Raw genomic sequence first — 24,960 nt, 5'->3', positions numbered from 1 at the left:
CAGTCGGCCTGCCGGCACAGGGCGTTCCATTTCAATGAGCATCGACTCAGGCTTACGGGTACTGCCACGAGGGTGGGGGCCAATTTCAGCAAATGCCGCACCTTTGCGGGTGGTGGCCCTGGCGGAAATGGCGGCGCTGAGCGTTGGTCCGAAGCCGACGTAGGGGACCTTGGTGTTACCCCTGTGTTACCCGAACGTGGATAGCAGCGATGCGGCTCGACACGGAATTCCCGCAAAGTACTGATTGACCGACTGAAATGCCGAACTCGCAATTCGTGCACCGCGATTTCCACGGCCTTCCGTAGGCAGAGGTCTTCGACTGGATGTCTGCGCGCAGCAGCTACCGCCGCTCGATCAGCGTCTTGTTTTGGGCCGGGAGCGGACTGACAGCTTCAGGCTGCGAATATTCAAGAGCGGACATTTAGGTTGGTGTGGGCATCGTCGTGACCTGACCCTGATCGGACCTTCCGAGACCTATTTTCCTTCCAGAAACCCGACATTCAGTCCAGCCAGCGCTCATGACCCAACGCGGTCATCCGAGGATGGCGTGACTGCGTGGGTCTTTGAGTATCCACGAGCACCCCCTCCGGGCAGGGACTGCCTCGTAACTCTGGTCAGGGGTCCAGGTTCGCAATGCCGCCAAAGACATCGTGAACCTGCGCCGCCAGCATGTCCGTGCCGGGCTGACGCGGCTCACGCGCCTTGAGCATGAGGTAACGGCACTCTGGCAGTGCTGGCAGGCCCTCATCTGCCCGTACGATCCTCAGCCCTTCGGGCAGGCGATCGTCGGCGAGCGTGTTCGTCACCGCCAGCCCAGCCTGCGCGGCGGCCATCATTCCCTGCGTCGTCGCCGAGGTCGAAACGACGCGATAGCCGCGTCCCGCCTGCTCGAGCGCTCGGATCACCATCCCATGCCACAGGCATTCGTTGGACTCAGACGGACGCCAGGGACAGTCGGCTGGCGCAATCGACAGCGGCAGCGGATCGCGCAGATGCTGGCGGTGAGTGTCTGACGTGATCCACTTCACCGAGCTGCGCCAGATCTCCGCAGCCGGCCACTGCCGGGGCTCCAGTCCCTCCCTCAGCAAGGCCAGGTCAAGCTCGGCGTTCTTCAGTTTCAGAGTCAGGAAGCAGGACGCCGCGACTTCGACCTCCACCTCGACCAACGGCGCGGCCTGCGAGAAGCCATTGAGGATTCGCGGCAGGTAGCGCGCCGACAATTCCGCGGGAATGCCCAACCGGACGGTGCCGTGCACCGGAGTGGCGTGCATCGACCGCATGATGTCGTCGTTGAGCGCCAGCAGTTCCCGCGCCCTTCCAAGCAGGTAGTGCCCCTCCGAGTTGAGTTCCACGCTGCCGCCCTTGCCGCGCACGATCACTGTCTGCCCGAGAACCCCTTCGAGCCTCTGCATCTGTAGGGAGATTGCCGACTGCGTGCGCCCTACGCGGGCGGCTGCGCGGGTGAAGCTCTTCTCCTCTGCGATGGCGACGAAGCTTCGCAGCAGATCGACGTCAAGACCCACCGGCATGCCCATAATCATTAGCGTCGCTCATCGCCGGTATTTGCGCAACTCGTTTCCCTTCCCGCCTGAGGCGCGGCATCCTCGACTTAACGAAGAGGTTGTTTGAGATGCATACGGATCATGGCGCGCCGATTGTATTGCGAAACTCCTTGCAGCCACTGCTGGAGGTGATCTCAAATTCGATGCGGCGCGGGATCAAGCGTTTCAGCGACAGCCGCGAGGCTGCCCGATACGAGGGGGTGGTTGCGAAACTTCCGCCACACCTGCTCTACGACATCGGTGACCTCGACTGCATACTGCCGCCCGTGTCCCGTCGGCAAATTCAACATTCATACCAGGAGGCGTTAGAGGTAAAGTGGCAGCGGAGTATCTGACGGGTTCAAGCGTACGTTCGGCTGAGCTGTAATCACGCTGAACGTCGGGATTTGGCGCAGAGGAGGCCATTGCGCATATTAGCTGCTCACCATGCCGAGTAGGCGTCGAAGGACCCGATAGGGGTGGAATGCTGTTGCGACCGAGATGCGGCGCAGAGTGGAATATGGGCATCGCGCCGCGACGGTTGAGATTCAACCGCGGCTCAGCGCTCGCCGGAGAGCACTGAAACGAATGCGATATTGCGCCGGCGTCAGCGCGACCTTGCGGCGGAAGAGACGCCCGAAAAAACTCGCATCCTCGTAGCCGATTCGACCGGGAGGTCGCCAGTCTCCAGCATCTGCTTGGCCTGCTCGAGCCTGAGCGCGTGGATGTAGTCGATCGCCTTCATGTCCGTGGCCTTGGCGAAGCGGCGCACGAAGGAGCGCTCGGACAGGCCTGACAGCTTGGTCATGGCGGCGACGGGCGAGGGCGTCCGGTAGTTGCGTTCGGCCCATTTCTGGCAGCAGTTGATCACTGCGTCGTCGGTCTGGCGAAAGCGCATCAGCGCGGCGAAGGGCTGCTGGCCCATGTCGTGCCACTGCAGCATGTAGACCTTGGCGACCTCCATCGCCTCTTTGAGGCTGACGAAGCGCGCGATCAGATAGAGGGCGAGATCCTGCCAACTCGAGCCGCCCCCGGCCATGACGATGCGCTGGGCCTCGCCGCTCAGCACGAGCGACTGGCCTGGCTTCACCTTAACGCCGGGATAGTTGTTCGTGAGCGTCTCGACATAGCCCCAGTGAATGGTGGCCTCGCGATTGTCGAGCAGCCCGGCCTCGCCGAGCAGCACCGCGCCAGAACATGCGCTGGCCAGCATGGCGCCGTCGTCATGCGCTCGCTTCAGCCACGCGGCTTCGGCGTCATACTGCCCGGCAACGCTTTCGCCCGGATTGACGAAGAAATCTGGAATACAGACGATATCGGGGGGCGGGCAATCGGCAAGGCTGTGATCTGGGCGCACCCAGATGCCGTTTACCGCGCGAAACGGGCTGCCGTCCCCGGCAACCACATAGGGCCGCATGCGCGGCGTGCCCGCGGCTCCACTGGTGATGAACAGGAAATCCCTGCCGGGCGAGGAAAACAAGTCGAACATGCCGTAGATCGTGGAGGCGGTAGCCTCCGGAGCGGCAAGGATCGCCACATTCAATGGTCTGGTCTGTTCAATCATGGCAGAAATGACCGCCTTCCAGCGTTTTCGACTTTAGCGGCCGTGCCCGCGCCGCGCTAGCGTGCGTGCGTGCGTGAAACGAGGAGACCGCCCCATGGCCGCCACCGCTACCCTTGCACCATCGAGCATCGAAAGCTTCCGTTCCATCTTGCGCGGCGAGGTGCTGGAGCCGTCGCACCCTTCCTATGACGCGACTCGGGTCGTCTGGAACGGCATGATCGACCGCCGTCCCGCCCTCATTGCGCGCTGCCGGAATGCTGCCGATGTCGTGGCGTCGGTGAATTTCGGGCGCGAGCAGCGGTTGGCGATGGCAATCCGCTCGGGCGGCCACAATGTTGCAGGCTACGCCGTCTGCGACGGTGGGCTGATGATCGACATGTCGCTGATGAAGGGCGTGCGGGTCGCGCCCGGCCTCGACCGTGCCTTCGTCGAGGGCGGCGCCACCTGGGCCGATGTCGATGCGGCCACCACCCCGCTTGGCCGCGCCACGCCGGGCGGTCTCATCTCGGCGACGGGTGTTGCCGGCCTGACGCTTTCCGGCGGCATCGGCTGGCTGCGCGGCAGCCACGGCCTCAGCGTCGATAATCTGCTGGCCGCCGATCTGGTGACCGCCGATGGCCGCCTCATCCATGCCGACGCGACGCAGAACCCGGATCTCTTCTGGGCGCTGCGCGGCGGCGGCGGCAATTTCGGCGTGGTGACGAGCTTCGAGTTCAAGCTGCACCAGATCGAACCGGAGCTGATGTTATGCGGTCCGGCCTATCCCGAAGAGCGCGCCAACGAGATCATTCCGCTCTGGCGCGACTTCATGCAGACCGCACCCGACCGCCTGAGCGGCCTGGCCGAGTTCTCCACGCTGCCCGACGATCCCTCGATTCTCGAGCATGCAAGGGGCCGGCGCGTGCTGGCGCTCGCGCATGTCTATGACGGACCGGCCGACGAAGGCGAGCGGGTCGTGGCGCCCTTGCGCAGCTTGGGGGAGCCGCTCATCGATTTCAGCGGCCGCATGCCATATCGCACCATCCAGTCGCTCTATGACGGGCTGTTCCCGAAAGGGCGCGACCGCTGCTACTGGAAATCCACCTACCTCTCGCGCCTCGACGACGAGGTCATCAGGGTGATCACCGCGCGGATGGCGAAGCGGCCCTCCGAAATGACCTTCGCCTCGATCTGGAAGTTCGGTGGTTTCGTCCAGCGCGTTGCAGCCGATGAGACTGCCTTCGGCGACCGCTCCATGCCCTTCATGCTCAGCCTCGACGCCATTTGGCCAGGCGCTGACGAGGACGATGCGAACATCGGCTGGGTTCGCAGCCTCTGGCAGGACATGCAGCGCTACTCGACCGGGCGCCTCTATCTGAACTTCCCCGGCCATGGCGAAGGAGCGGATCTCGTGCGCGACGCCTTGGGAGCCGAGGCCTATGCGAGGCTCGCCAAGATCAAGCACAGATACGATCCGGACAATCTGTTCCGCCTCAACCAGAACATCCTGCCAATGCACTGACGCACAATCCAAATCGGGCGTACGATGGCGACTCTCCTTTCGGCCGTAGTGGCTTTGATCGCGGTGAGTCGCGAGCGACGCCCAGCGTGGTCGCCGCGATGTCCGCTTTCAATCAGTGGCAAATCTGTCCGCAACGGCCGAGATGAGGCGCGAAGCCGCCGCTCCTTCCGAGCGAAACATGGCGCGGTTGTCGCTCGAACAGGGCCAGCGGGATACGGCCCGCAATCTTCTCGCCCCGGTCTATGGCTGGTTCACGGAAGGATTCGACACGCTCGATCTGAAGGATGCCAAGGCGCTGCTCGACGATTTGCATGTCTGACAATCAATTTCGACACAGCCCTTAGTTCGACCGAACGTAGTCCCTGGTGAGCTTACACCTCAACAGCAGCTCATGAGGCGGACATGACCTTTCGGGTGAAGTGAGTTGCGCCGATCTAAGGAGCATATCTGCGGGACACAGGGGGTGTCCGCCTCTAGGCTAGGAACTGGAGATCACGTTCAAAGGAACTCGGCCAGAAAGCCGGAAAAACACGTTCGAGGTCACCAGCGTTTCTGGACTGGCCAGGTGATTTTCGAGGGCGGTCAGATCGCTCTCGAGGTCGCTACGCTCAATGAAGCCACCGTCAATCAGTTTATCACGAACATTTTTGATGAAGTCCCGCAGGATCGGTCGCCGCTCATGGGCCGGTGGATAAACATGGACGACTGTATCGACGCGGAGGTCCACAACTCCAGCGTCGCGAAACAGCCGGTGGGTGCGCCGGCCTACGAAGAGGTCGATTCCTTGGGCTGCCGAATAGGCTTTGTAGGCGTCGAGGAGACGGGTCCACGCCGGCAGCGGCGGATCGCAGATGAGGGCGAGAAAGTCAGCCTCGAAACTTGCCACCCAGCCTCCGGGACGCACCAGTGAGACCATCTCGCGCACGATGCGCTCGGGCTCCGGCACGTTGACGAGAACAAGCCGCATGTGAGCACCGTCGAACGACGCTCGAGGCAACTGCGTGTCGTATGCATCGCCTTCACGAACTTCGACCTGCGATAGCCCGTGGTCAGCAACAAAGCGGCGGGCCTGTTCGACAAAGTGGTGGCTGCGTTCGATGCCAAGGACCGATCCGGTCGAGCCGACGCGTTTGCCAAGCAGGTGCAAGACACCTCCCGGACCGCAGCCAAGGTCGATGACGCGCTCGCCCGGCTTGATCCCGATCCTGTCGAAATGCGCGTCGGAATCCGGCGCCAGATTGGCGATCTGGCGCTTGAGCCGTATCTCCTCGGCCTCGCCACGCCCTAGCAAATACTTGTCTGGCTGTGTCAAGACGCATTCCTCTAACGTGAGCATGCGGCACTCAGGCGTTGATCACGTATTTTCGAGAATGCGACAGCTCGATCGCGCGGTCAACAAACACAGTCCGCTTGGGACCTACGGATGACGCGACGTTGCCATGCTGGCCAACCTCATCGCGCAACTTGCCGTTCACGAATGTCCGGTTCGAGGCGCAAAGCCGCCTGTGGCCTGTCCACTAGCGATGTCCGCTTTTGGTGAATGGACGGGACTGCAGGAATGACTACCATGCGGCGCGAAGCTGACTTTCGCGAAGGTCAACATCTGGCGCTACGCGGGCGTTAAGACGCCTAACCGCAAGCGCGGCCGTCGCAGCGGGAGCGACGCTTTGATCATATCGCATAGTTAGCGGGGCACTCCTGGCAACTGCGAGCTTGGAGGGTTCGCGAAACGAAATAGGCACTGGACGAAGCCCCTCCGAGTCGTCAACGTTTTGTCGGGTAAATACCTCGGTTCTCGGAGCTGAGATGACCAATTCTGCCGACCAGAAGGTTGAAAGGCGTCTTGCAGCGATTCTCGCAGCGGACGTGGTCGCCTACTCGAGTCTGATGGGCCGGGACGACGAGGGCACCCTCGCCAGGATAAAAAGTCTTCGGCACGATCTGATCGAACCCAAGCTGGCCGAGCATCGGGGACGTGTGTTCAAGACGACCGGCGACGGGCTCCTGGCCGAGTTTTCGAGCCCCGTGGAGGCGGTCCGGTGCGCTGTAGAGCTGCAAGGTTCCCTCACCGCGGACCCATCGCAGATGCTTCAGCTTCGAATCGGCATCAATCTCGGTGATGTCATGATCGAGCCAGACGGAGACATCTACGGAGACGGCGTGAACGTAGCGGCGCGTCTCGAGCAATTGGCGGACCCGGGCGGCATTTGCGTTTCGGCCAAAGTCTACGAGGAGGTCCGAGACAAGCTGCGATACACGTACGACGATCGGGGTGAGCATCAGGTCAAAAACATTGCGCGACCTTTGAGGGTTTACAGCCTCTCGCTCCATGGGAAGCCCCCGCGGACGAACGATACGTTCTCCAAAGGCAGCCACCGGCCCGCGGTTACCGTCCTGCCCTTCGTCAACATGAGCGGTGACCCCACGCAACAATATTTCGCAGATGGTCTTACCGAGGACGTCGTGACAGCTCTCTTGCGCGTCTCCGGGACAGTGGTCGTATCCGGAGCTTCGCGCATCGGGCGGCCACAATCCGAACACAGAACGCCTCGGGCCAATCCGACGTTTCTGCTCGAGGGAAGCGTGCGCCGGTCAGGCAATCGCGCCCGGGCTACGACTCAGCTAACGAGCCCCTCGGGGGAGGTGTTGTGGAGCGATAAATATGATTTTGAGTTGAACGATGTCTTTGCAGTTCAGGACGAATTGGCCCGAAGCATAACTGCGGCCTTGAAAATCAAGGTCGAGGAGCATGAACATCACCATGCATTGACCAAGCCGCCGACAAACCTGGATGCCTATGACTACTGCCTCCGGGGACGACAGCTGGGAAGGAGCTTCCACCGCAGCGACCGCCTGCGAGCGCGAAACTTGTTCTTATCGGCCATCGAGGCAGACCCCGAATACGCGCGGGGATATATCGAGCTCGCGTGGCTGGATATCCGCAGGCTCAAATGGGGTGAGGCATCCGACCCCGACGCCGCGCTCGCTCGGGCACTGGATGCTGCGACGACCGCGACTACGTTGGACCCGAACGACGCCGACTGTCACTGGATGTTAGGGTTGATCCATCTTTGGAAGCGGGACCACGCAAAGTCGATAGCCTGTTATGAGCGGGCGCGAACAATCAGTCCGAACCACCCCGATCTGCTCGCCGACATGTGCGACATGCTTGGTTATGCAGGGAGACCTGAAGAGGCCATTGAGGTCGGGAAGATGGCTGTGCGGCTAAACCCGAACCCGCCCGATTGGTACCTCTGGGACATAGGTGCGGGTTATTACCTGCTGGGCGATTACAACGAGGCGATGCACTACCTGCAAAGGATAGCGCAGCCTGGACCTGCCTACCGGCTTATTGCGGCAACCTATGCCCGACTCGGGCGACCGGACGATGCGAGGCAGGCAGGCGCCGAACTGCTGAAGATAAATCCTGAGTTCTCGATCAGTCGCTACGCAGCCCAGGCTCCGTATGCGAATCAAGAGGATCTCGATCGGTATTTGACCGGGCTTCGCATGGCGGGCCTTCCGGAATAGACTTGTGGAGGTCTGCAAATGGCGGCGCAATGCAGACGTTCGCGACCGTCTGGTTTTGATCCAAACCCGACTCTGCCGTGTCGGGAAATTCGCCGGACTTCAGACGTTGATACCGCTCTTCCGGAAGCCTTCGAGCCAGTGATCCCTATCCGCCTGTCGCGAGCACATTCGCATCCAAAATGTGATGTGGGATTTCAAGTCGTGGCCGGGAGGCCGCTTCCGTTCATATTCGTTGACGGCGGCCCCCGCCTGGTCAGCTTGTCCCAATTGTGCGTACGCGGCAGCCAACACCAGATATAGGAATGCAGGGACGTTCTGATAGGTCTCGTGAATCTCGATCACTTTCTCATAGTTGCGAAGCATATAGTGGCAGTCGCAGAGCGTATCGAGACGCTGATCATCGGAGGCGTAGGGTTCAAGTTGCTCTGACTTAGCGAACCACTCAAGAGCCTGCTCGGGTTCCCCTGTATAGCTTAATGCGCAACCAAGGACGTAAAGCGCAAACGGGTCGTTGGGGTTGAGGGCGACCGCGCGCTCGGCATACTTTCTAGCCAACCGATGATCACCCGATATGTGGTACGTATATGCTGCATACGCGTTGACTGTCGGATTATTCTCGTCGAGCGAAACGGCCTGTTGTGCGTGCTTTCTACCACGATTCAGCGCGCTTTCCGCAGGCAATCCCAAACTTAGGATACCGAATACGCAAGTCATGCCGAGGCCCGCATGCGCCAAGGCATAGTTGGCATCTGCCTTGACCGCCTTATCATACCAATCGAGCGCACTTGATAGGCCTTCTGCCAGATGAAAAAACGCCCAGCGGCCGCGAAGTTCACAGTCGTAAGCGGTGAGATTGTTAGGTGCCTTGCCTCGGAGATGCTCAACAGCAAAGCGATCGAGTCGACCGGGGATCGCTGCGGAAATCGCGCGTACCAGTTCGTCTTGGACAACAAAGATTTGGTCCAAGTCACGATCGTAACGCTCAGCCCAGAGATGATTTCCAGTAGCTGCTTCGATCAACTGGGCAGTCACACGGACCCGATTGGTCGTCCTGCGGATGCTGCCTTCGACGAGGTACTGCGCACCAAGTTCGTGTCCGATCCGCCGCACGTCAGTAGCTTTGTCGCGATACTGAAAGGATGAGTTTCGAGCGATAACGAACAACGAAGAGAAGCGGGATAATTCTGTGATGATGTCCTCGGTAATTCCGTCGCTAAAGTATTGTTGCTCCTGATCGCCGCTCATATTGTCGAACGGGAGCACGGCGAGCGAATGCTTCGTGGAGGGAGCCTCGGCCGGCAGTGGGCCTGCTGCCCATGTCTTCGTCCTCACCCGGTATGCCCGCACCGGCCGATCGATGTTCTTGAGTGTCTGCTCGCCCATATCCTCCATGGGGCAGTCGACTTTGCCGCGGACCTCCTCCTGCACCTTGCCCGAGATGCAAATGCCACTGGGTTCGGCTATGGCCTCAAGTCGCGCCGCGATGTTTACGCCATCGCCGAATATATCAGTACCGTCGCCAACGACTTCGCCGAGATTGATGCCGATACGCAATTTGATCTGCCGTCCCTCGGTCAGATCGGCGTTCGTCTCGGCCATTCCCTCCTGCAGGCCTAGCGCGCAGCGAAGCGCATTGACGGCACTAGAAAACTCTACCAACACGCCATCGCCCATGAACTTGACGATTCGCCCGCCGTTTTCGCGAACTAGCGGTTCGACGATATTCTTCCGTCGCGCCTTTAGCGCAGCGAGGGTCAGCGCTTCGTCCGCCGCCATGAGGCGGGAATAGCCGACCACATCGGCGACAAGAATGGCAGCGAGGCGGCGCTTCACGGTAGGTTCTCCTATCGGAGAGGGATTATCGGCCATTCCTCATAGAAGCGACAGCGATAAGACCGCCCGCAACTTCGGCTATTGATACTGTGGACGGCTTTCCGGCAACCGTTCAGCCTGTTGCGTTCCCAATTCCATGAATGATGTTCTGCAACTTCAATCGTCGGCTTAGCGGCCAGAGATGCCGATTTACGCCGGAATCACCAAGCGCGGAATGCAGCAGCGCCTGACTTATGGCTGGAAGGCTGTGGGCAAGCACGGGTATTACGGTTATCCCCCACGCCTAAACGCGCGTCGCTGAACTTTAAGCAAGTCGCGGCAACACCTATCTTTAAGATGTGCGGTTGGTAGGCGGGCGGATGTCGGAAATTAAGCTTGAACGTGGTGGCTGGTGACAGATGCAGCTTTCAACCGGACCGGCGATCTCATCGTCACCTCGTCCTACGACAAGACCGCGCGCACACGCGTGCTGGCCAGAATGGATAGCCGCTGGGGCTAACGTCCGTTACGCGGATCAAAGTTTTTGGGCGAAAAGGAGCATGCGAGCTCTCGGAACGCTTGCGATGCCGAGCCGTTGTGGGGTGCGACAGCGTTAGCGAGATGGAACAATCCGACAACCGGCGAATTTGTAAGATGAAGGGCGATCTGTTTCGGAGGATAACTAGGATGAAACGCGTCCTTGCCCCAAATGCGGTCCGACTGATGCTGAGCGGCGTAACCGCCTGTCTGCTCACGGTCGTCGAGATTCCCAATCCGATTACGCCATTGTCGCTTGTGTCCGAGGCTAGGGCTGCCACGGAAGTTTCGATCAGCACATTCTACCACGACCTATCTTCCCATGGTGATTGGGTTTCTTACCACGGAGCGACCGTTTTCGTGCCGGTTGATGTACCTGACGATTGGCGTCCGTATACCCTTGGACACTGGGTCTATACGGAGCAGTATGGCTGGCTCTGGGTATCCGACGAGCCATTCGGCTGGGCGACGTACCATTACGGCCGGTGGGGCTATGCCGACGACATCGGCTGGTACTGGGTTCCGGGCACTCGTTGGGCGCCAGCATGGGTGAGTTGGCGTCGTGACAGGGAGCACATGATTTGGGCTCCGCTGCCACCGCGCCGCGATCCGGATTTGATTTCAATCGAGGTGACCTTCGACGCGACGCCGGATTTTTACTGGGTCGTTGTCCCCACCCGCGAATTCCTTGCTGCGGACATTTCTGTCGTCGTTATCCGTGATGAGCCGGAATTTGTGCGCATTGTCGAGGCGGCCGAGCCGGTTGGCGATGTGACGATCCAGAACAACGTGGTGATCAACAAAGTCATAGATGTTGATGTGATCGAGAAGGAGACGAACCAGGAGGTGACTGTCGTCAAGGTCAGCAAGACCGACGCGCCCGAGCAGTCCGGCAAATTGGAAAACAATACGGTCAGGGTCTTTGAAGGCGAGGTGAAAGCCGATGCCGATGCCAAACCAGCTGAGATCAAAGATATCGAGGAGGTGAAGAAGGTTCAGGCTGGCCGGAAATCGAAGCCGACCGAAGGCGCAGCCACGACCGAACAGGCCGAGCCCGAGCAGGCGGCCAAGCCTCAGAAAAAGACCCAGGAGCAGCCAGCCGCCGAGCAGCAGCAGGCCGAGCCCGAGCAGGCGGCCAAGCCTCAGAAAAAGACCCAGGAGCAGCCAGCCGCCGAGCAGCAGCAGGCCGAGCCCGAACAGGCGGCCAAGCCTCAGAAAAAGGCCAAGGAGCAGCCAGCCGCCGAGCAGCAGCAGGCCGAACCCGAGCAGGCGGCCAAGCCTCAGAAAAAGGCCAAGGAGCAGCCCGCCGCCGAGCAGCAGCAGGCCGAGCCCGAACAGGCGGCCAAGCCTCAGAAAAAGGCCAAGGAGCAGCCCGCCGCCGAGCAGCAGCAGGCCGAGCCCGAGCAGGCGGCAAAGCCCAAGCCACAGAAGAAAGAAAACAAGGCGTGCGATCCGCAGACTGGGGCGAACTGCTAGTTACGTGGGAGGCTAGGGCACCGCGATTGTTTCACCGCGGTGCCCGCTGACGGGCCCAGGAACCATTGCGAGACTTCCTTTCAACCGACGCTCACCGGCGCGATGGGTAGGTCGCGCCAAGCATCAGACTAGCACGAGCCGGAGAAGTGCTTCCTGCATCGAACGGATGACACGGCTCCATCTATATTTGGCTACTGGGCGGAGTAGGAAAATATGCCTGCAACCATCTCGCCGGTCTTCGTGAAGTGTATCGATTTTACGCAATTGCCGATTGGTGGACTTGCGCAACGCAGGCGCAGTTTAATCGTCACGACAAGGCCCAGAGAGAAGGTCGAAATACGGGAGAAAATGATCGATGGACTATGAATTTGGTATCCGTAATGAAGCTAACGATCAGCCTTACGAACTTACCTCTTTTGCTACAAAACATGGCCTAACGATCCCGGTTGCAGATGCCGTTCTTTTCGCCAAAGGCCCGTCTCGGGCAGCGTGCGATGCAGCCGCATTGGCTTTCCTCTGCGCTGTCGCCGCATACTCCAAGAAGCGGTCGCCCTGACAACTTTCCTCCCGGACATCCTGCAGCGAAGCATGCGCCTGGACGCGCTTCCAGAGTCGTTCGCGCTGGCACCCTTCGCGCAGACTTCAGTTGGCACTCACTTCGCCGTTGGGCGGCTGCGGCCCGCTACCCCCGATAGGCGACCAGCACCGCCCCCGCCGCGATAAGGGCGACGCCAAGCCAGTTCGATCCGGAGAGCTGCTCCCCGAGAAAGATCGCGCCAAACACCGCCACAAGGCTGCGGTACAACACGCTGTGTCTGTTCATGGGGAACACGATACGCCTGAGTTCCGCTCCGAGATCAAGAAAGCTATCCACTAAGGCGCACCTGCTGCCTGAGGCCAGGTGACACTGGGTATCGGCTCCGGGCGTGTCCAATCGTCAAGTTGAACATTAGAGATTTCTAACTATTCTGCCTGAGCGACAGCCATCGCCCTCCGGTGTCTGTCGAAGATCGGGCCTCCGATCAGCCCGCGCTCTCCGCCAGAGGCGCGGGCTTCTTACCGGCCTGTGCGGAAACGCGTTGTTAACCTCTCCAGCAAGTCCATCGGGAACCTGTCAGGCGTGCGCTCCATTGATTTGGACAAGGGAGCGAGACACGAGCTAATGGACAATCAGCACAACAGCGTTATGGAAGCTCGTTGGCTTCTTGCTGTACCCTCTCACTTATTCTTACGGTCCTTTTGGCCGGCTTCGTCCTTACCTGAATGGACCCGCACAGCCGGCGACGCAGTGGGTCAGGCCGGGGCTCGATCGTCAACGCGTCGCCCTCTTTGCCTGCTGGGTAGTCGATAAGGACGCCGAGGCTGCCGGCCTCTGGTACGCGCCAATTGAACTGGCCGAACCCTTGCGAGGCCTTCGCATTCTCGTGAGTGAAGCCCTCCGAGCATCATCGTGATTGGACTTCACGATCGGTTGGAGTCACGCTTGCTGCAGATATAAGAAGGATATGGGTGGACCAACTATCGTCTGAATAGGAGGTCAAAATGAAATACCAGACGATCGAGCAACTGCACATCGTCGCCGAGATTGATCAGGCCTACCCGCGCCAGGCCATGTCGCGCAGCAAACGTCTTGAACGCTGGGCGGAGCTCCTTGAACGGAACCCTGACCGGCGCCTCTCGACGCTGCACCAGACCGAGTTTCAGCCGGTTAGAGCACGCGGGGCCATGCGCGGCGACGGCTCGCCGATCTCAGTCGCTTTCGAGGATCCTGTCCTCCGCGCCGCCGGGTTGGAAAACGACAACTACGGCGAAGCGAAGCGGTTCTTCGAACTGACCGACAGGCAATTGCATGGGATCATCTGCTATTGTCATTTCGGCGCGACGGTGAACGCCGCAACGGCCGCCCGTCACATCCGTGCGGCGATTGCCGGGAGACAGCCCGGCATGTTCGCTCGGATGCGTGAGGCGTTCGTCGGATAAGCCGGCGACGCTTCGCGGCATTGTTGAAGCGGGCTCGCCTGAGCCGGCGGAGCGCCGTAAAGAACAAGGGTGGCGTATGCGAGCGGCAAAAGTCCCTCATCTTGTAGGCGACCTCGGTACGACTGGCTACCCAGTTCGTCGCGAATGCGTCTGTGCTGGGATACGACGTGCGTAAAGCGATGGTCTTCTATGGTGAACCTGGAAGGCCAAGTCTCAGAGCAAAAGACTGCGAGCAACTGTGGGCGCAATACGGTGAGGACCTGCTTCAACGTTGAACGGCTTGAAATATGGGGCTGGAGACAGCCACCAAAGCACTCTTGAATCTGATTCCGGACCACCACAAATTTACTTCGCCAGTGATGGCACTCATCAACCGAGCCGGATTGCCGGCCAAGAGCCAAGGAGGTCAATATGCTTGCGAAGCCTTTTGAAAAGCCCGTCCGTGTATGGGTCGGTCTTGGCTTCCCGAGACAACTCAATACCGTGGTCGATGCCTACCAGTTTGTTTCGGAATGGTGCGGCAACAGCCCTGAACAGAAAGCAGCAATTCGCGCCTGTAGGGCAGCGCTTACCGGCGACGTCGATGCAGAAACGGCGCGTGGTGTCCTTATCGCCTTTGCCCGAAAGAAAGATATCCTAGTCGAGGATGAGGCGATACCGCTTGTGAAAGTGGCATCGCACGCTAGCCACGTTTGACTTCTCGATCAGCAGGTGGGCCAGGAGCCATAACCAGGCCCGCCGCTTGCGTCGTGGGGCGGTTAGTTCGGGCATATTGCCCCCGTTCTGCAATGGTGGTTTTGTGCCCCCCATCGCGTTTGAGGGATATCGATGGACGAAGAGGCAATGGCCGCCGTTTTGGCGGCGAGAAATCAGGATGCACACATCCTTGGGGTCCGCGATACGCGAGATAATTCCGAAGCGGTACTGGCGAGTCGGCGCCTGGGTGAGGCGGTGGAGTTCATCGCTCTAGGCCCATTCAACAACTACGACGTGCGGGCATCAGCCGTCCTGTATGGCCCACCAGGCACCGAGAGCCTTCGCGCACGACCGTGCCCAGCTTTGGGCGAAGTACGGCAAGGCGCTGCTCGCGCGATAACGCCTCAGGCTTTTGCCGCCTTCGCCTTGACCTTAGCCAGCGCTTCGAGAACTTCGGCTTGCGGCTTGGGCTCGTGCCTGTTGCCTTGCAATGGACACGGCCACGGCGATTTGCCGGCGCGTCTCATTCTGTGCGACCCTGACGGTTGCAGGCGAGAGCTTTGAGCGGCGCTTGTCGAGAAAGTTCACGCTGGCAACTCCCAGGATCGCAACTATGTGGATTCCATTACGGATCAAAGAGGCAGTGGAAATTGCCAGGCACCGCCGCGCCATCAGGCAAATCGACCGCGCTTACGATATCGAATTGGCGAAGGCCAAAACGAGCGACGACCGCGAGAAGGCAAAATACGGGCGTCACATGGAGACCTCGTTGTACGTTGACCTGATCGAGGCGATCAAAACGGGGAGGCTCCTGCGGATAGCGGATAGCCTTGACGTTCCTTATGAATATCAAAGCGAGGACAGCCCGGTCTGGGAACGGTCGCAACAGCTACATACCTGGCACCTGACAACGATCGGCTATTCCGCAATTCGAAAAGCGATCCGGCAGGAGGCCAGAGACCGGCGCGAATCAGCCATTACATGGGCCGGCGTGATCATCGGGATCATCGGCTCGCTTACAGGGCTTTTATCAGTGTGGCTCACCGCACGTGGGCCCTAGGGGGACCAAGTGAATTACGAAAAGGAAATTAATAACTTGGCAGGCTAAACGCTGGCGCTGCAGGCGATCGTCGTGGCGTTAACGAGCGTTCTGGCTAAGAGCGGTTTGGAAACCCAGATAGCCGCTGCCTTCGATGCGGCAGCGGCCTTCGTGGAGAATATAGCTATCGAGCATGGCAGATCTGCCTCGCCCGAACACACCGTCCACTCGATTCGTGTCGTGGAAGAACTCCGTACCGCGGCTCTCGGCAAAGGCGATAAGCCGAAAAATGCGGCGTAGCCTTGGTGGAGAACGGCTTGAGCCCCGTTCGTTCTTTTCGTCGGACGATCACGTTGGCGTTAGAAGACGTCTTCTGTTCGATCCTACAGGCTCGCGGCTTCTAAAGGTCTATTGCTACTAAACGCTGTGATGACCACCGGCTCGGCCGGCGCACTTGCCGCCACCCAGGCCAACGCCATGAGCAGTCCGGTCAACTCCATGGTGTTGTTGGTGGCAAAGGCCGTGCCGCCGCAGCTGGCATCAATCTCAGCGCCGTTCTTGTGGACTGCGAAGCCCCACCCGCCAACAACGGGATTCGATCATCGGTCGATGAGACGTTGGCTTGTCGTCTTGAGAGGTCTTGACCTGCCACTGAACTGTCATCCAGCGGCGATTAGAGCCTGGGCCATTTCTGTTTACGCCGTGAGGCGCGGGTTGAGCAACTGGCGGAGGCGCGGAGCCTTTGATCTGCGCAGCGCCGGAGCCGGTTGCGGTGAAGACCTCGGCGAATGCCGCCGGAGTCTGAGCCAAGCGAGGAATGCGGCCTCGCGGTGTTGAAGTCCTCCCGCCATTCGGCGATCGCACTGCGGGCGTGGTCGAGGCCGAAGAACAAGCTCTCGTTCAACATCTCATCGCGCATCCGGCCGTTGAAGGATTCGACATAGCCGTTCTGCATCGGCTTGCCCGGCGCGATGTAGTGCCATTCGACGCGGTGATCCTTCGCCCAGGCAAGGATCGCGTTCGAGGTGAACTCCGTGCCGTGGTCGGAGACGATCATGTCCGGCTTGCCGCGCTGGGCGACCAGGTCCGTCAGTTCGCGGGCGACGCGGCGACCGGAGATCGACGTGTCGGGGACTGCCGCCAGGCATTCGCGCGTCACGTCGTCGACGATGTTGAGCACGCGGAAGCGTCGGCCGCAGGCGAACTGGTCATGGACAAATCCAGCGACCAGCGCGCATTCGGCTTCGCCTGGACCAGGATCGGTGCCCGCGTCCCTACCGCCCGGCGCCTGGAGCGTCGCTTGCGCACGGCCAGTCCTTCTTCGCGGTATAGCCGGTAGATGCGGTTGATACCCGATGCCTCGCCTTCGCGCCTGAGCAGAATGAACAGCCGCCGATAGCCGAAGCGCCGGCGCTCGTTGGCCAGGTCGCGAAGCCGGCCGCGCAGCTCCGTCTCCGGTGGGCGACAGGACCGGTAGCGAATCATCTTGCGATCGGCGCCGACAATGGAACAGGCCCGCCGTTCCGACAGGCCCATGACGGCCTGCAGATGCGCGACAGCTTCGCGCTTGGCGGCGGGCCCTACCATTTTTTTGACAGAAGCTCCTTCAGCGCCGAGGCTTCGAGCATCTGGTCGGCGAGCAGCTTCTTCAGCTTCGCGTTCTCGTCTTCCAGGGCCTTCAGCCGTTTGGCGTCGGACACATCCATCCCGCCATACTTCGCCTTCCAGTTATACAGCGTCGCCTCGGAGATCCCATGCTTGCGCGCCAGGTCGCCCGCCTTTGCACCCGCCTCGTGCTCGCGCAAAACCGCGATGATCTGATCTTCCGTGAACCGCTTCCGCTTCATCCGTCCGTCCTTCAATCGAGGCCGGACTCTAATCTCAGATAGAGGAAAAACTCAGTGGCAGGTCAAGGCGAAGAATGGATAGTCAATATGTAGATGGCTATTTCAGGTGCCTGGTTGCAGAAATCGAGGCGGGACGCAATCAAGTGGCCGATGACCCGCGAGATACCTACCGCCGCCCACCGCGGGATCGTCGGATCCTGTCGGGGCTGGCTACTTTGCCCGCGGTGTGGTTCGGGATCATCGCTTTAGGTCTGTTGGTAGGATGGTAGCTTGCGCCACTGGGGAATTGCCGATCACTCAAGCGAAGCCACGGTCGGCCAATTTTCGAACGCCACGTCAACTGAGCCTGACCCCCGAACTGGTTGCGCGAGTCGCCCGCGATGTCGATGACCCTGGTCCCGTGCCAGGCCGGATCTACGCGACCGATGCCGACTACGAGGCCACGATGCGCGCGCTCCTTTCCGCCCAACCCGCGAGCGGAGAGGTATGGGTTTTCGCGTATGGCTCCCTGATCTGGAAACCAGCCTGCGACATCGTCGAGCAGCGGATCGCCGTCGCGCGGGGCTGGCATCGCTCCTTCTGTCTTGGTTGGGACCGCCGTTTCCGTGGCACAAAAGAGCGGCCCGGCCTCATGTTGGCGCTCGACCGCGGCGGAACATGCAAGGGTGTCGTCCAGCTTCTGCAGCCGGACGCTGTCGAGGCGAACCTTGGCAAGCTCCTCCGTCGCGAGATGCTCACAAGGCCATCGCCCTTTCCGCCACGCTGGGTGAGCGCCGAGACCACCGCAGGACCGCTACGCGCTATTACCTTCGCAATTGATCGCAAAAGCGAAGCCTATGTCGGGGGACTATCAGCCGAGGAAGTCGCTGATGTACTTGCTACGGCGGTGGGCCACTGGGGGTCGATGGCTGACTATCTGCATAACACCGTCAAACATCTCGAAGGGCTGGCGATAAAAGATCGGCTCCTTTGGCAACTTCAGGAAATGGTTGCCGAGCGGATTGAGGTGGCCACCAGCGCTCGCCAGCGCGATGGATGGGAGGTTGCCGTTCGGCTCAACAGACAGAACGAGCACGTTGCGCCTAAAAGCCCGATCAAGAGTTGAGTTTGGTATCAGCAGTTCCCCGATAGCTCACCGGTCTAGATCTGGACTGTTAATCGAGCGGCCGCTGGTTCGAATCCATCTCGGAGAGCCATCGCCTTTTCTACGCCCTGTCACGATTTTGCACGCCGGCGTGCGATTTTCCTCCCATCGATCCGCTTCGCTTCTGCTGGAAGGGCCAGGCAAACAGCAGAGAAGCCGATTGAAGTCAGTGGTAGGCCAGCCTAGCGCGCTGCCCTCGCCCAGGCCCGCAAACCCTCGTCGTAGATTCAGCGGCGGTATCGTCGTAGCCGAAAGCACGTAAGAGATTCGCGCGCAGTCGGGTTGTCCATCGTTCCAGAGATGTCTTTGGAAGTGGGCTTTTGATCGGCAACGTATTGATCGCCCTTGCCAGCGCCATCGAGATATCGCGATCGGCTCGGGCCTGTCGGTCGAATGCTTCGGAGCCCCTGGCGACCTCGCGTCTTCGCGGCTTGGATCGGACCTGTCGCAGTGGTCGCGAAAACGAGGTTGCGGCGCCGCCAAGGCGTCTTCTGCAAAGGCGACGGGCGTCGGTCGAAACACTACGAATTCCACGTCAAATTCGACGGGGACTCCAAACGCTCGCTCCCCCGGTCGTCCTTCATTGTCCTCCCATCGACGGCGCGAATGGTCGCGTCGCCAAGGATGGAGACGACAATGACGACGATGGATCATGCAAGTTACAAAACCGGCCGCACGAAGTTCGGCCTGCTCGGCTTCGCCGGCCACGCCCTGCGCCTGGCGTATCATGCCATGAGATGCGCAGCGAGCGCGCCGCGCTGCATGCAATGCCTGACTATATGCTCAAGGACCTCGGTATCAGCCGCGCGGAGATCGACCATTACACCTCCGTGCGCTCCGTGCCCTCCCATACGGACGGGATGGATAGCTGAAGCGGCAGATGACCGGGCTGCTTCGACGGTTGGACCTCGGCCGGCAGGCCGGCGCAAACCCGACATCGCCGGGGTTTTTCGCATCTCGCCTCCTTAGCAACGCAGGTTCCACGGCGGACGCTACGCAGATTCCACGGCGGGTGTATCAAAAATTCCACGGCGGCACCCACTCTCGCTCAAACGCCTCGGCCTCAAAGAAATGCGGTCCGGCAAACAAAGCCGCAGCAACCTTTGGAGACGTGAACATGCAACCCAACACCAAGCCTGCAAGACTGCCGCTCAACGGCGTCGACACGCCGAACCTTCTTGCAACGATCAACTTTGTCGCCGGCCAGCCGGAACTGGCCAAGTTCCAGTTCCGCGCCCACAACGAGTGGGTCGAAGGCACTCACAGCAAGAGCGTCATGCTCGGCTTCCACGGCGCCGGCCAGGAACAGAAGCATGCCAAAGCCTATTACGCCGACAGCGACCACCCGGCCGTGCTGTGTGGCGCCGATCACGGCCCCACCCCGGTCGAATGGCTGCTGCATGCGCTGGCGAGCTGCCTGATGTCGGGCGTCGCCAACATCGCCGCGGCGCGCGGCATCAAGCTGACCAAGGTGCGCTGCTCGGTCGATGGCGACATCGATCTGCGCGGTATCCTCGGGATTTCCGACGAGGTCCGAAACGGTTTTCAGAACATCACGGTGGCGTTCGAAATCGAGGGCGATGCGCCGTCCGAGAAACTCCAGCAACTGGTCGAGCAGGCCCGTGCGCGCTCGGCCGTTTTCGACGTGCTGACCAACGGCGTGCCGGTCACGGTCGGGGTCAAGACCATCCAGTGACGACACGCTGAAAGACGGTCCGGACAGAGGTCCGGACCGCCTCCCTGAATCCAACGGAACAAGACCATGAAACAGACTGACGTCGTCATCGTCGGCGGTGGGCAGGCAGGCCTTGCGCTCAGCCATTGCCTTGGCCGCAAGGGCATCGCGCATGCGGTGCTGGAGCGCGGCCGCATCGGCGAACGCTGGCGCGCGCAGACCTGGCACTCGCTCAGGCTGTTGACGCCCAACTGGCTGAACGGCCTTCCCGGCTCGCCCTATGCAGGCGCCGATCCCGACGGCTTCATGACCCGGGACGCTTTCGTTGAGAGCCTCGAAGCCTATGCCAGGCAATGGCAGGCACCGCTCGAATGCGGCGTCGAGGTCATCTCCAGCAGGCGAAACGGCAGCGGCTTTGCCTTGCGCACCAACGCCGGCGACTGGTCGGCGAAAGCCGTTGTGGTGGCAACTGGCCATTGCGATAGGCCGGTGATCCCGTTCGCGCTCGAAGGCAAGAGGCAGCCGCAGAGCATGCATGCCTCCCACTATCGCAGCCCCGACGCACTGGCGCCGGGCGACGTGCTGGTGGTCGGCGCCTCCTCCTCCGGCGTGCAGATCGCCGACGAGTTAGCCCGCGCCGGCCGGCGCGTAGTGCTCTCGGCCGGCAAGCACACCCGTCTGCCCAGGCTCTGGCGGGGCAAGGACATCTTCTGGTGGCTCTGCGAAATGGGGATCATGGCGCAGCGCCTTGATGGCCTCGCCAATCCCGAAAGCGCCAGGCGGCAGCCTTCGCTGCAACTCGCCGGCAGGCCGGACAAGGCCGACATCGATCTCGCCACGCTGCAGGCCATCGGCGTCGAACTGACCGGGCGGGTACAAGGCATTGCCAACGGCACCATCGACTTCGCCGGCGATCTCGCGGCAAGCGTGGCGGCAGCCGAGACAAAGCACGCCCGGCTGCTCGGCGAAATCGACCATTTTGCCGGTGCCGCGCGGCCGATGCGCCGCGAGCCGGTGGTCGTGCCTTCAACCTATCCGCGGGGCCTTTCGCTGACGGACGGGTCGATCGGCACGGTCATCTGGGCGACGGGCTATGCGCGGTCCTTTGGATGGCTGGAGCCGTTTGCGCTCGGGCCCGACGGAGAGCTGGCGCATCGAAACGGCATCACCAGCGTTCCCGGCCTCTTCGCGCTCGGCTTCCGGTTACTGCGCAAGCGCGATTCCAACTTCATCTCCGGTGCTGGCACTGATGCGCAAGCGATCGCCGCCGAGATCTCCCGCTACCTCGATTGCTACGGCCTCAGGGCCGCATGACGACGATGAACATGCACACCATCCCGAACTGCTCCCCAAAGCGCGCCCATTACGACGCCATCATCATCGGCGCCCGCTGCGCCGGCGCGTCGACAGCCTTGCTGCTCTCCCGCGCCGGCCTCAAAGTGCTGGCGATCGAGCGCAGGCCCTACGGTTCGGACACGCTGTCGACCCACGCGCTGATGCGGCCTGCCGTGCTGCAGCTGTCGCGTTGGGGGCTGCTCAAGCCGCTCATCGATGCGGGCACGCCGCTGATCGAAGCGACGACCTTCCACTATGGCGATGAGGAGATCACCATTCCGCTCCGGGCCGGGCCAGACCTTCCCGGCCTGATCGCGCCGCGGCGCACCGTGCTTGACCGCATTCTCGTTGATGCCGCGCGCAAGGCCGGCGCCGAATTCCTGCACGACACGGCCGTCGCCGACCTCTTTGCCGATACGCAAGGACGCGTGCGAGGTGTCGAGATCCGCGCTGCCGGCGGCGCGCCGTTGCGGGTGAGCGCCGACATCGTGGTCGGCGCCGACGGCATCGGCTCGCTGGTGGCCAGATCCTGCGACGCACAGGTGCTGCAACGTGGCACCGTGTCGGCCGCCCATGTCTACGGCTATGCGCCGGTCGAGCCCGGCGCGGGTTACCACTGGTATTTCCGCGAGGGCATCGCCGGCTCCTTCATCCCGACCAATGAAGGGCTGGCCTGCATCGTCGCCTCGGTGCCGACGACGCTGTTCGACGAACGGTTCCGCGGCAACCATGAACAGGCCCGCATGGACGTGCTTGCCGCGCTTTCGCCCGCGCTCGCCGTGCAAGCGAGCCGGGCGGCGAAGGACTGCCGCTTGCAGGTGTTCCGTGGCGTGCCGGGTTTCTTGCGCCATGCGTATGGGCCAGGCTGGGCGCTGGTCGGCGATGCCGGCTTCTTCCGCGACCCGATCACCTCGCATGGCATTTCCGATGCGCTGCGCGACGCCGAAGCCCTGGCGCATGCCATTCTCGACGGCTCCGAGGCGGCATTGGAAGCCTACCAGCAAGAGCGCAACCTGATCGCCAGCCAGGTTCTCGACACGACCGATGCCGTTGCCGGCTTCGACTGGACGCTCGGCGACATCGGCGAGAAGCACCGCCGTTTCAGCGCGGTGATGAAGGCGGAAGTTCAGGCATTGACCGAACGGGAGATGCCGATCCACGGCGTCGCCTTCTCCCGCCTTTTACAGGGACGGCCGGCAGCCCATCGACAGCCGGCAAGCCAGGTCAAACCGCCGGCCGCGGGCGGCTCGAGCACGCATCGCAACCGAATGGGGATAGGACCATGACTGCACATATGAAAGACGGCTGGATCGGCGTCATCAAGGGACGGCCGCAGGTGGGAGCCTTTGCCGAACGCTCGCGGCGCACGCGACCACAGGACATTGAAGCGTTCACTGAAATGACCGGCGACCGCAACCCGCTGCACTACGACAAGGCATTGGCCGACGCTTCGGTGTTCGGCAAGCTGATCGTCCAGGGCGGCGTCACCTCCGGCATCCTCAATGCAGTGGTGGCGGAGGACCTTCCGGGCCCTGGCACAGTGTTTCTCGAAGTCGGCTGGAAATTCGTCAAGGCGGTCGGTGTCGGCGAAATGATCACCGGCCGCGTCGAGGTCAAGGAGGTGCGGCCCGACAAGCCGATCTGCAAGATCGAGACGTCGGTGCGCAACGAGGCGGGCGACATTTGTCTCACCGGCACCGCAACGGTGTTCACCGTGCCCCTGGCAAGGGTCTGAGCGCCCGAAGATGGCGCTCTGGCGAAGTGACGCGACACCAGGTGTCTGTGCCGAGGATGCGCAGCGCTGGGGCGTGCTCGGCCTGCTTTGCCTGGCCCTCGTGCTGTCGCTGACGACCTGGTTTTCGGCGACCGCGATCGTGCCCGAACTGAAGGCGGCGTGGCGCCTGTCGGGGGCCATCGATGCCTGGCTCACCAATGGTGTGCAGATCGGCTTCGTCGCTGGCGCGCTGGCGTCCAGCCTGGTCAATCTGCCCGATATCGTCAGGCTGAACCGGCTGATGGCGATGTCCGCCCTGCTTGCGGCGACGGCCAATGCCTGCCTGCTGCTGCAGCCTGCGCCGGCCGGGCTCGTCGCCGCGCGCATCGTCACCGGCGTCGCGCTGGCCGGCGTCTATCCGCCGGCACTGAAGCTCGTCTCGACATGGTTCGTGCGCAGCCGAGGGCTGGCGCTCGGCACCGTCATCGGCGCCCTGACACTGGGATCCTCGCTGCCGCATCTGTTCCGGGCGCTCACCGGTTCGTTCGACTGGCAGCTGGTGGTGCTGGCCGCGACCGCAGCGACCCTCGCCGGCTCGATCCTGTTCTGGTTCTTCGCCCGCGAGGGGCCTTATCCGTTCGGCAAGGCGGTCTTCGACCCCCGCCAGATCGGCGCCATCTTCCGCGACCGGTCGTTGATGCTGGTCAATATCGGCTATCTCGGCCACATGTGGGAACTCTACGCCATGTGGGCCTGGCTGCTCGCCTATGCGCGCGCCGCCCTCGAGGCGCAGCAGCAGGCCTCGCCTGCCTTCGCGTCGCTGCTGACGTTCCTGGCCATCGCTGCCGGTGTCGGCGGCTGCCTGCTCGGCGGCGTGCTGTCCGACCGCTTCGGCCGCAGCCTGACGACCGCCGGAATGATGATGGTGTCGGGTCTTTGCGCGATAGCGGTCGGTTTCGCCTTCGACGGACCCCTTTGGCTGTTCGTACTCCTCATCGTCGTCTGGGGTGTTTCGGTCATCGGTGATTCCGCGCAATTCTCGGCGGCGGTGACAGAACTTGGCGATAGGCGGTTCGTCGGCACCGCGCTGTCGGTGCAGCTTGGGCTCGGCTTTGCCTTGACGGTGCTTGCCATCTGGTCGGTGCCGCACGTCGCGGCCTTGCGTGGCAGCTGGCACTGGGCATTCCTGCTGCTCGCGCCCGGACCGATCATCGGTGCCGCAGCGATGCTATCGCTGAGGCGCTTGCCGGTTGCCGCAAGGATGGCGGGCGGCAAGCGGTAAACCAATGGCAGCCTCTGGCGCAACGAGCCTTCTCGCCTGTTCACTCGGATCTCTGCTTTGGGATGCGGCTATGGCCTGCTCAACGACCGACATGCGGCGCATTGCGGTCCGGCAGCCTTGGGCCGATTCCGGACAGTCCGGTCTTGGGTATTGAGGACCAGGTAGCTGCCGTTCCGGGGCTGACCCATTGGCCTTCCACGCAGCACTTGACCGCTCTTTGGCCTTCATAGGACTTAGCTTCCCAAGCCTGCGGCGAAGGTTTATGTCATTTCACCCGCCCGAAGCC

General features: G+C 61.7%; 21 protein-coding genes and 1 pseudogene. 16 read left to right on the top strand and 6 right to left on the bottom strand.

The window, feature by feature from the left end; translation table 11 throughout:
- Nucleotides 1-614 precede the first annotated feature (614 nt).
- Together D3227_RS27555 and D3227_RS27545 are read right to left on the bottom strand one after the other, a co-directional pair.
- A complete protein-coding gene (locus tag D3227_RS27555; RefSeq protein ID WP_120017415.1) occupies nt 615-1,541 on the bottom strand; it encodes a LysR substrate-binding domain-containing protein in 927 nt (308 codons plus the stop codon).
- 607 nt (nt 1,542-2,148) lie between these two features.
- Complete coding sequence (locus D3227_RS27545; RefSeq protein ID WP_208646446.1) at nt 2,149-3,105, bottom strand: GlxA family transcriptional regulator; 957 nt, start codon at nt 3,103-3,105, stop codon at nt 2,149-2,151.
- A 94-nt stretch (nt 3,106-3,199) separates the two neighbouring features.
- Here D3227_RS27545 and D3227_RS27540 point away from each other — a divergent pair, with 94 nt between their 5' ends.
- Both D3227_RS27540 and D3227_RS41800 read left to right on the top strand, forming a co-directional pair.
- On the top strand, nt 3,200-4,606 hold the full coding sequence (locus D3227_RS27540; protein ID WP_120017413.1) for an FAD-binding oxidoreductase: 1,407 nt from the start codon (nt 3,200-3,202) through the stop codon (nt 4,604-4,606).
- A 178-nt stretch (nt 4,607-4,784) separates the two neighbouring features.
- Nucleotides 4,785-4,925, top strand: a complete 141-nt coding sequence (locus tag D3227_RS41800) for a hypothetical protein (protein WP_167480871.1) — start codon at nt 4,785-4,787, stop codon at nt 4,923-4,925.
- Between the two features lie 159 nt (nt 4,926-5,084).
- Here the strand turns inward: D3227_RS41800 and D3227_RS27530 are convergent, their stop codons facing one another.
- The gene (locus D3227_RS27530; protein WP_208646445.1) at nt 5,085-5,918 is read right to left on the bottom strand and encodes a methyltransferase domain-containing protein; all 834 of its coding nucleotides are present in this window, start codon (nt 5,916-5,918) and stop codon (nt 5,085-5,087) included.
- A 494-nt stretch (nt 5,919-6,412) separates the two neighbouring features.
- Between D3227_RS27530 and D3227_RS27525 the strand changes: the two genes are divergently transcribed.
- A complete protein-coding gene (locus D3227_RS27525; RefSeq protein WP_120017410.1) occupies nt 6,413-8,137 on the top strand; it encodes an adenylate/guanylate cyclase domain-containing protein in 1,725 nt (574 codons plus the stop codon).
- A 99-nt stretch (nt 8,138-8,236) separates the two neighbouring features.
- On the opposite strand, the gene D3227_RS27520 is transcribed toward D3227_RS27525, so the two are convergent.
- Nucleotides 8,237-9,970, bottom strand: coding sequence for an adenylate/guanylate cyclase domain-containing protein (locus tag D3227_RS27520; RefSeq protein WP_167480873.1), 1,734 nt, complete (start codon nt 9,968-9,970; stop codon nt 8,237-8,239).
- A 666-nt stretch (nt 9,971-10,636) separates the two neighbouring features.
- Between D3227_RS27520 and D3227_RS27515 the strand changes: the two genes are divergently transcribed.
- Together D3227_RS27515 and D3227_RS27510 are read left to right on the top strand one after the other, a co-directional pair.
- Nucleotides 10,637-11,962, top strand: a complete 1,326-nt coding sequence (locus D3227_RS27515; RefSeq protein ID WP_147377699.1) for a DUF6600 domain-containing protein — start codon at nt 10,637-10,639, stop codon at nt 11,960-11,962.
- 355 nt (nt 11,963-12,317) lie between these two features.
- Nucleotides 12,318-12,518, top strand: a complete 201-nt coding sequence (locus D3227_RS27510; protein ID WP_120017407.1) for a hypothetical protein — start codon at nt 12,318-12,320, stop codon at nt 12,516-12,518.
- 126 nt (nt 12,519-12,644) lie between these two features.
- Here the strand turns inward: D3227_RS27510 and D3227_RS27505 are convergent, their stop codons facing one another.
- A complete protein-coding gene (locus tag D3227_RS27505; RefSeq protein WP_425374558.1) occupies nt 12,645-12,785 on the bottom strand; it encodes a hypothetical protein in 141 nt (46 codons plus the stop codon).
- Nucleotides 12,786-13,504: 719 nt separating this feature from the next.
- On the opposite strand from D3227_RS27505, the gene D3227_RS27495 reads away from it, so the two are divergent.
- From D3227_RS27495 to D3227_RS27480, 4 genes are all read left to right on the top strand, one after another.
- A complete protein-coding gene (locus D3227_RS27495; RefSeq protein ID WP_120017406.1) occupies nt 13,505-13,942 on the top strand; it encodes a hypothetical protein in 438 nt (145 codons plus the stop codon).
- A gap of 411 nt (nt 13,943-14,353) precedes the next feature.
- Nucleotides 14,354-14,638: a DUF982 domain-containing protein gene (locus D3227_RS27490; protein ID WP_120017405.1), complete on the top strand. Its 285-nt coding sequence runs from the start codon at nt 14,354-14,356 to the stop codon at nt 14,636-14,638.
- Nucleotides 14,639-15,128: 490 nt separating this feature from the next.
- Nucleotides 15,129-15,698: a hypothetical protein gene (locus D3227_RS27485; RefSeq protein WP_120017404.1), complete on the top strand. Its 570-nt coding sequence runs from the start codon at nt 15,129-15,131 to the stop codon at nt 15,696-15,698.
- A 72-nt stretch (nt 15,699-15,770) separates the two neighbouring features.
- Entirely contained in the window at nt 15,771-15,977 is a 207-nt protein-coding gene (locus D3227_RS27480; RefSeq protein WP_120017403.1) for a hypothetical protein, read from the top strand.
- Between the two features lie 359 nt (nt 15,978-16,336).
- Here the strand turns inward: D3227_RS27480 and D3227_RS27470 are convergent.
- Nucleotides 16,337-17,524 (bottom strand): annotated as a pseudogene (locus D3227_RS27470) (IS3 family transposase).
- A 445-nt stretch (nt 17,525-17,969) separates the two neighbouring features.
- Between D3227_RS27470 and D3227_RS27465 the strand changes: the two are divergent.
- The 7 genes from D3227_RS27465 to D3227_RS27435 all read left to right on the top strand — a co-directional run bounded on the left by D3227_RS27465 (nt 17,970) and on the right by D3227_RS27435 (nt 24,674).
- A complete protein-coding gene (locus tag D3227_RS27465) occupies nt 17,970-18,629 on the top strand; it encodes a gamma-glutamylcyclotransferase (protein ID WP_342634014.1) in 660 nt (219 codons plus the stop codon).
- Between the two features lie 776 nt (nt 18,630-19,405).
- Nucleotides 19,406-19,540: a YjiS-like domain-containing protein gene (locus tag D3227_RS44395; RefSeq protein WP_120017401.1), complete on the top strand. Its 135-nt coding sequence runs from the start codon at nt 19,406-19,408 to the stop codon at nt 19,538-19,540.
- A gap of 245 nt (nt 19,541-19,785) precedes the next feature.
- A complete protein-coding gene (locus D3227_RS27455; RefSeq protein WP_120017400.1) occupies nt 19,786-20,364 on the top strand; it encodes an OsmC family protein in 579 nt (192 codons plus the stop codon).
- Between the two features lie 66 nt (nt 20,365-20,430).
- Entirely contained in the window at nt 20,431-21,657 is a 1,227-nt protein-coding gene (locus tag D3227_RS27450; protein ID WP_120017399.1) for a flavin-containing monooxygenase, read from the top strand.
- Nucleotides 21,654-22,964 carry an NAD(P)/FAD-dependent oxidoreductase gene (locus D3227_RS27445; RefSeq protein WP_120017398.1) on the top strand — a complete coding sequence of 437 codons (1,311 nt, stop codon included), beginning with the start codon at nt 21,654-21,656 and terminating at the stop codon, nt 22,962-22,964. Before D3227_RS27450 ends, D3227_RS27445 begins: the two co-directional genes overlap by 4 nt.
- On the top strand, nt 22,961-23,413 hold the full coding sequence (locus D3227_RS27440; RefSeq protein ID WP_120017397.1) for a MaoC family dehydratase: 453 nt from the start codon (nt 22,961-22,963) through the stop codon (nt 23,411-23,413). The genes D3227_RS27445 and D3227_RS27440 overlap by 4 nt, the downstream gene beginning before the upstream one ends.
- A gap of 10 nt (nt 23,414-23,423) precedes the next feature.
- The gene (locus D3227_RS27435; RefSeq protein WP_120017396.1) at nt 23,424-24,674 is read left to right on the top strand and encodes an MFS transporter; all 1,251 of its coding nucleotides are present in this window, start codon (nt 23,424-23,426) and stop codon (nt 24,672-24,674) included.
- The last annotated feature ends 286 nt before the right edge of the window (nt 24,675-24,960 follow it).

This window comes from Mesorhizobium waimense (genome assembly GCF_003601975.1).
GTDB lineage: Bacteria > Pseudomonadota > Alphaproteobacteria > Rhizobiales > Rhizobiaceae > Mesorhizobium > Mesorhizobium waimense.
Note: the sequence above shows the minus strand (reverse complement) of the source record. Positions and strands in the feature narration are given on the sequence as shown.

What these genes read in the sequence shown, in the direction of transcription:
- D3227_RS27555 (WP_120017415.1), bottom strand. Translation starts at nt 1,541, where the DNA reads ATGATTATGGGCATGCCGGTGGGTCTTGACGTCGATCTGCTGCGAAGC.
- D3227_RS27545 (WP_208646446.1), bottom strand. Translation starts at nt 3,105, where the DNA reads ATGATTGAACAGACCAGACCATTGAATGTGGCGATCCTTGCCGCTCCG.
- D3227_RS27540 (WP_120017413.1), top strand. Translation starts at nt 3,200, where the DNA reads ATGGCCGCCACCGCTACCCTTGCACCATCGAGCATCGAAAGCTTCCGT.
- D3227_RS41800 (WP_167480871.1), top strand. Translation starts at nt 4,785, where the DNA reads ATGGCGCGGTTGTCGCTCGAACAGGGCCAGCGGGATACGGCCCGCAAT.
- D3227_RS27525 (WP_120017410.1), top strand. Translation starts at nt 6,413, where the DNA reads ATGACCAATTCTGCCGACCAGAAGGTTGAAAGGCGTCTTGCAGCGATT.
- D3227_RS27515 (WP_147377699.1), top strand. Translation starts at nt 10,637, where the DNA reads ATGAAACGCGTCCTTGCCCCAAATGCGGTCCGACTGATGCTGAGCGGC.
- D3227_RS27510 (WP_120017407.1), top strand. Translation starts at nt 12,318, where the DNA reads ATGGACTATGAATTTGGTATCCGTAATGAAGCTAACGATCAGCCTTAC.
- D3227_RS27505 (WP_425374558.1), bottom strand. Translation starts at nt 12,785, where the DNA reads ATGAACAGACACAGCGTGTTGTACCGCAGCCTTGTGGCGGTGTTTGGC.
- D3227_RS27495 (WP_120017406.1), top strand. Translation starts at nt 13,505, where the DNA reads ATGAAATACCAGACGATCGAGCAACTGCACATCGTCGCCGAGATTGAT.
- D3227_RS27490 (WP_120017405.1), top strand. Translation starts at nt 14,354, where the DNA reads ATGCTTGCGAAGCCTTTTGAAAAGCCCGTCCGTGTATGGGTCGGTCTT.
- D3227_RS27485 (WP_120017404.1), top strand. Translation starts at nt 15,129, where the DNA reads ATGGACACGGCCACGGCGATTTGCCGGCGCGTCTCATTCTGTGCGACC.
- D3227_RS27465 (WP_342634014.1), top strand. Translation starts at nt 17,970, where the DNA reads ATGCGCGCGCTCCTTTCCGCCCAACCCGCGAGCGGAGAGGTATGGGTT.
- D3227_RS44395 (WP_120017401.1), top strand. Translation starts at nt 19,406, where the DNA reads ATGCGCAGCGAGCGCGCCGCGCTGCATGCAATGCCTGACTATATGCTC.
- D3227_RS27455 (WP_120017400.1), top strand. Translation starts at nt 19,786, where the DNA reads ATGCAACCCAACACCAAGCCTGCAAGACTGCCGCTCAACGGCGTCGAC.
- D3227_RS27450 (WP_120017399.1), top strand. Translation starts at nt 20,431, where the DNA reads ATGAAACAGACTGACGTCGTCATCGTCGGCGGTGGGCAGGCAGGCCTT.
- D3227_RS27445 (WP_120017398.1), top strand. Translation starts at nt 21,654, where the DNA reads ATGACGACGATGAACATGCACACCATCCCGAACTGCTCCCCAAAGCGC.
- D3227_RS27440 (WP_120017397.1), top strand. Translation starts at nt 22,961, where the DNA reads ATGACTGCACATATGAAAGACGGCTGGATCGGCGTCATCAAGGGACGG.
- D3227_RS27435 (WP_120017396.1), top strand. Translation starts at nt 23,424, where the DNA reads ATGGCGCTCTGGCGAAGTGACGCGACACCAGGTGTCTGTGCCGAGGAT.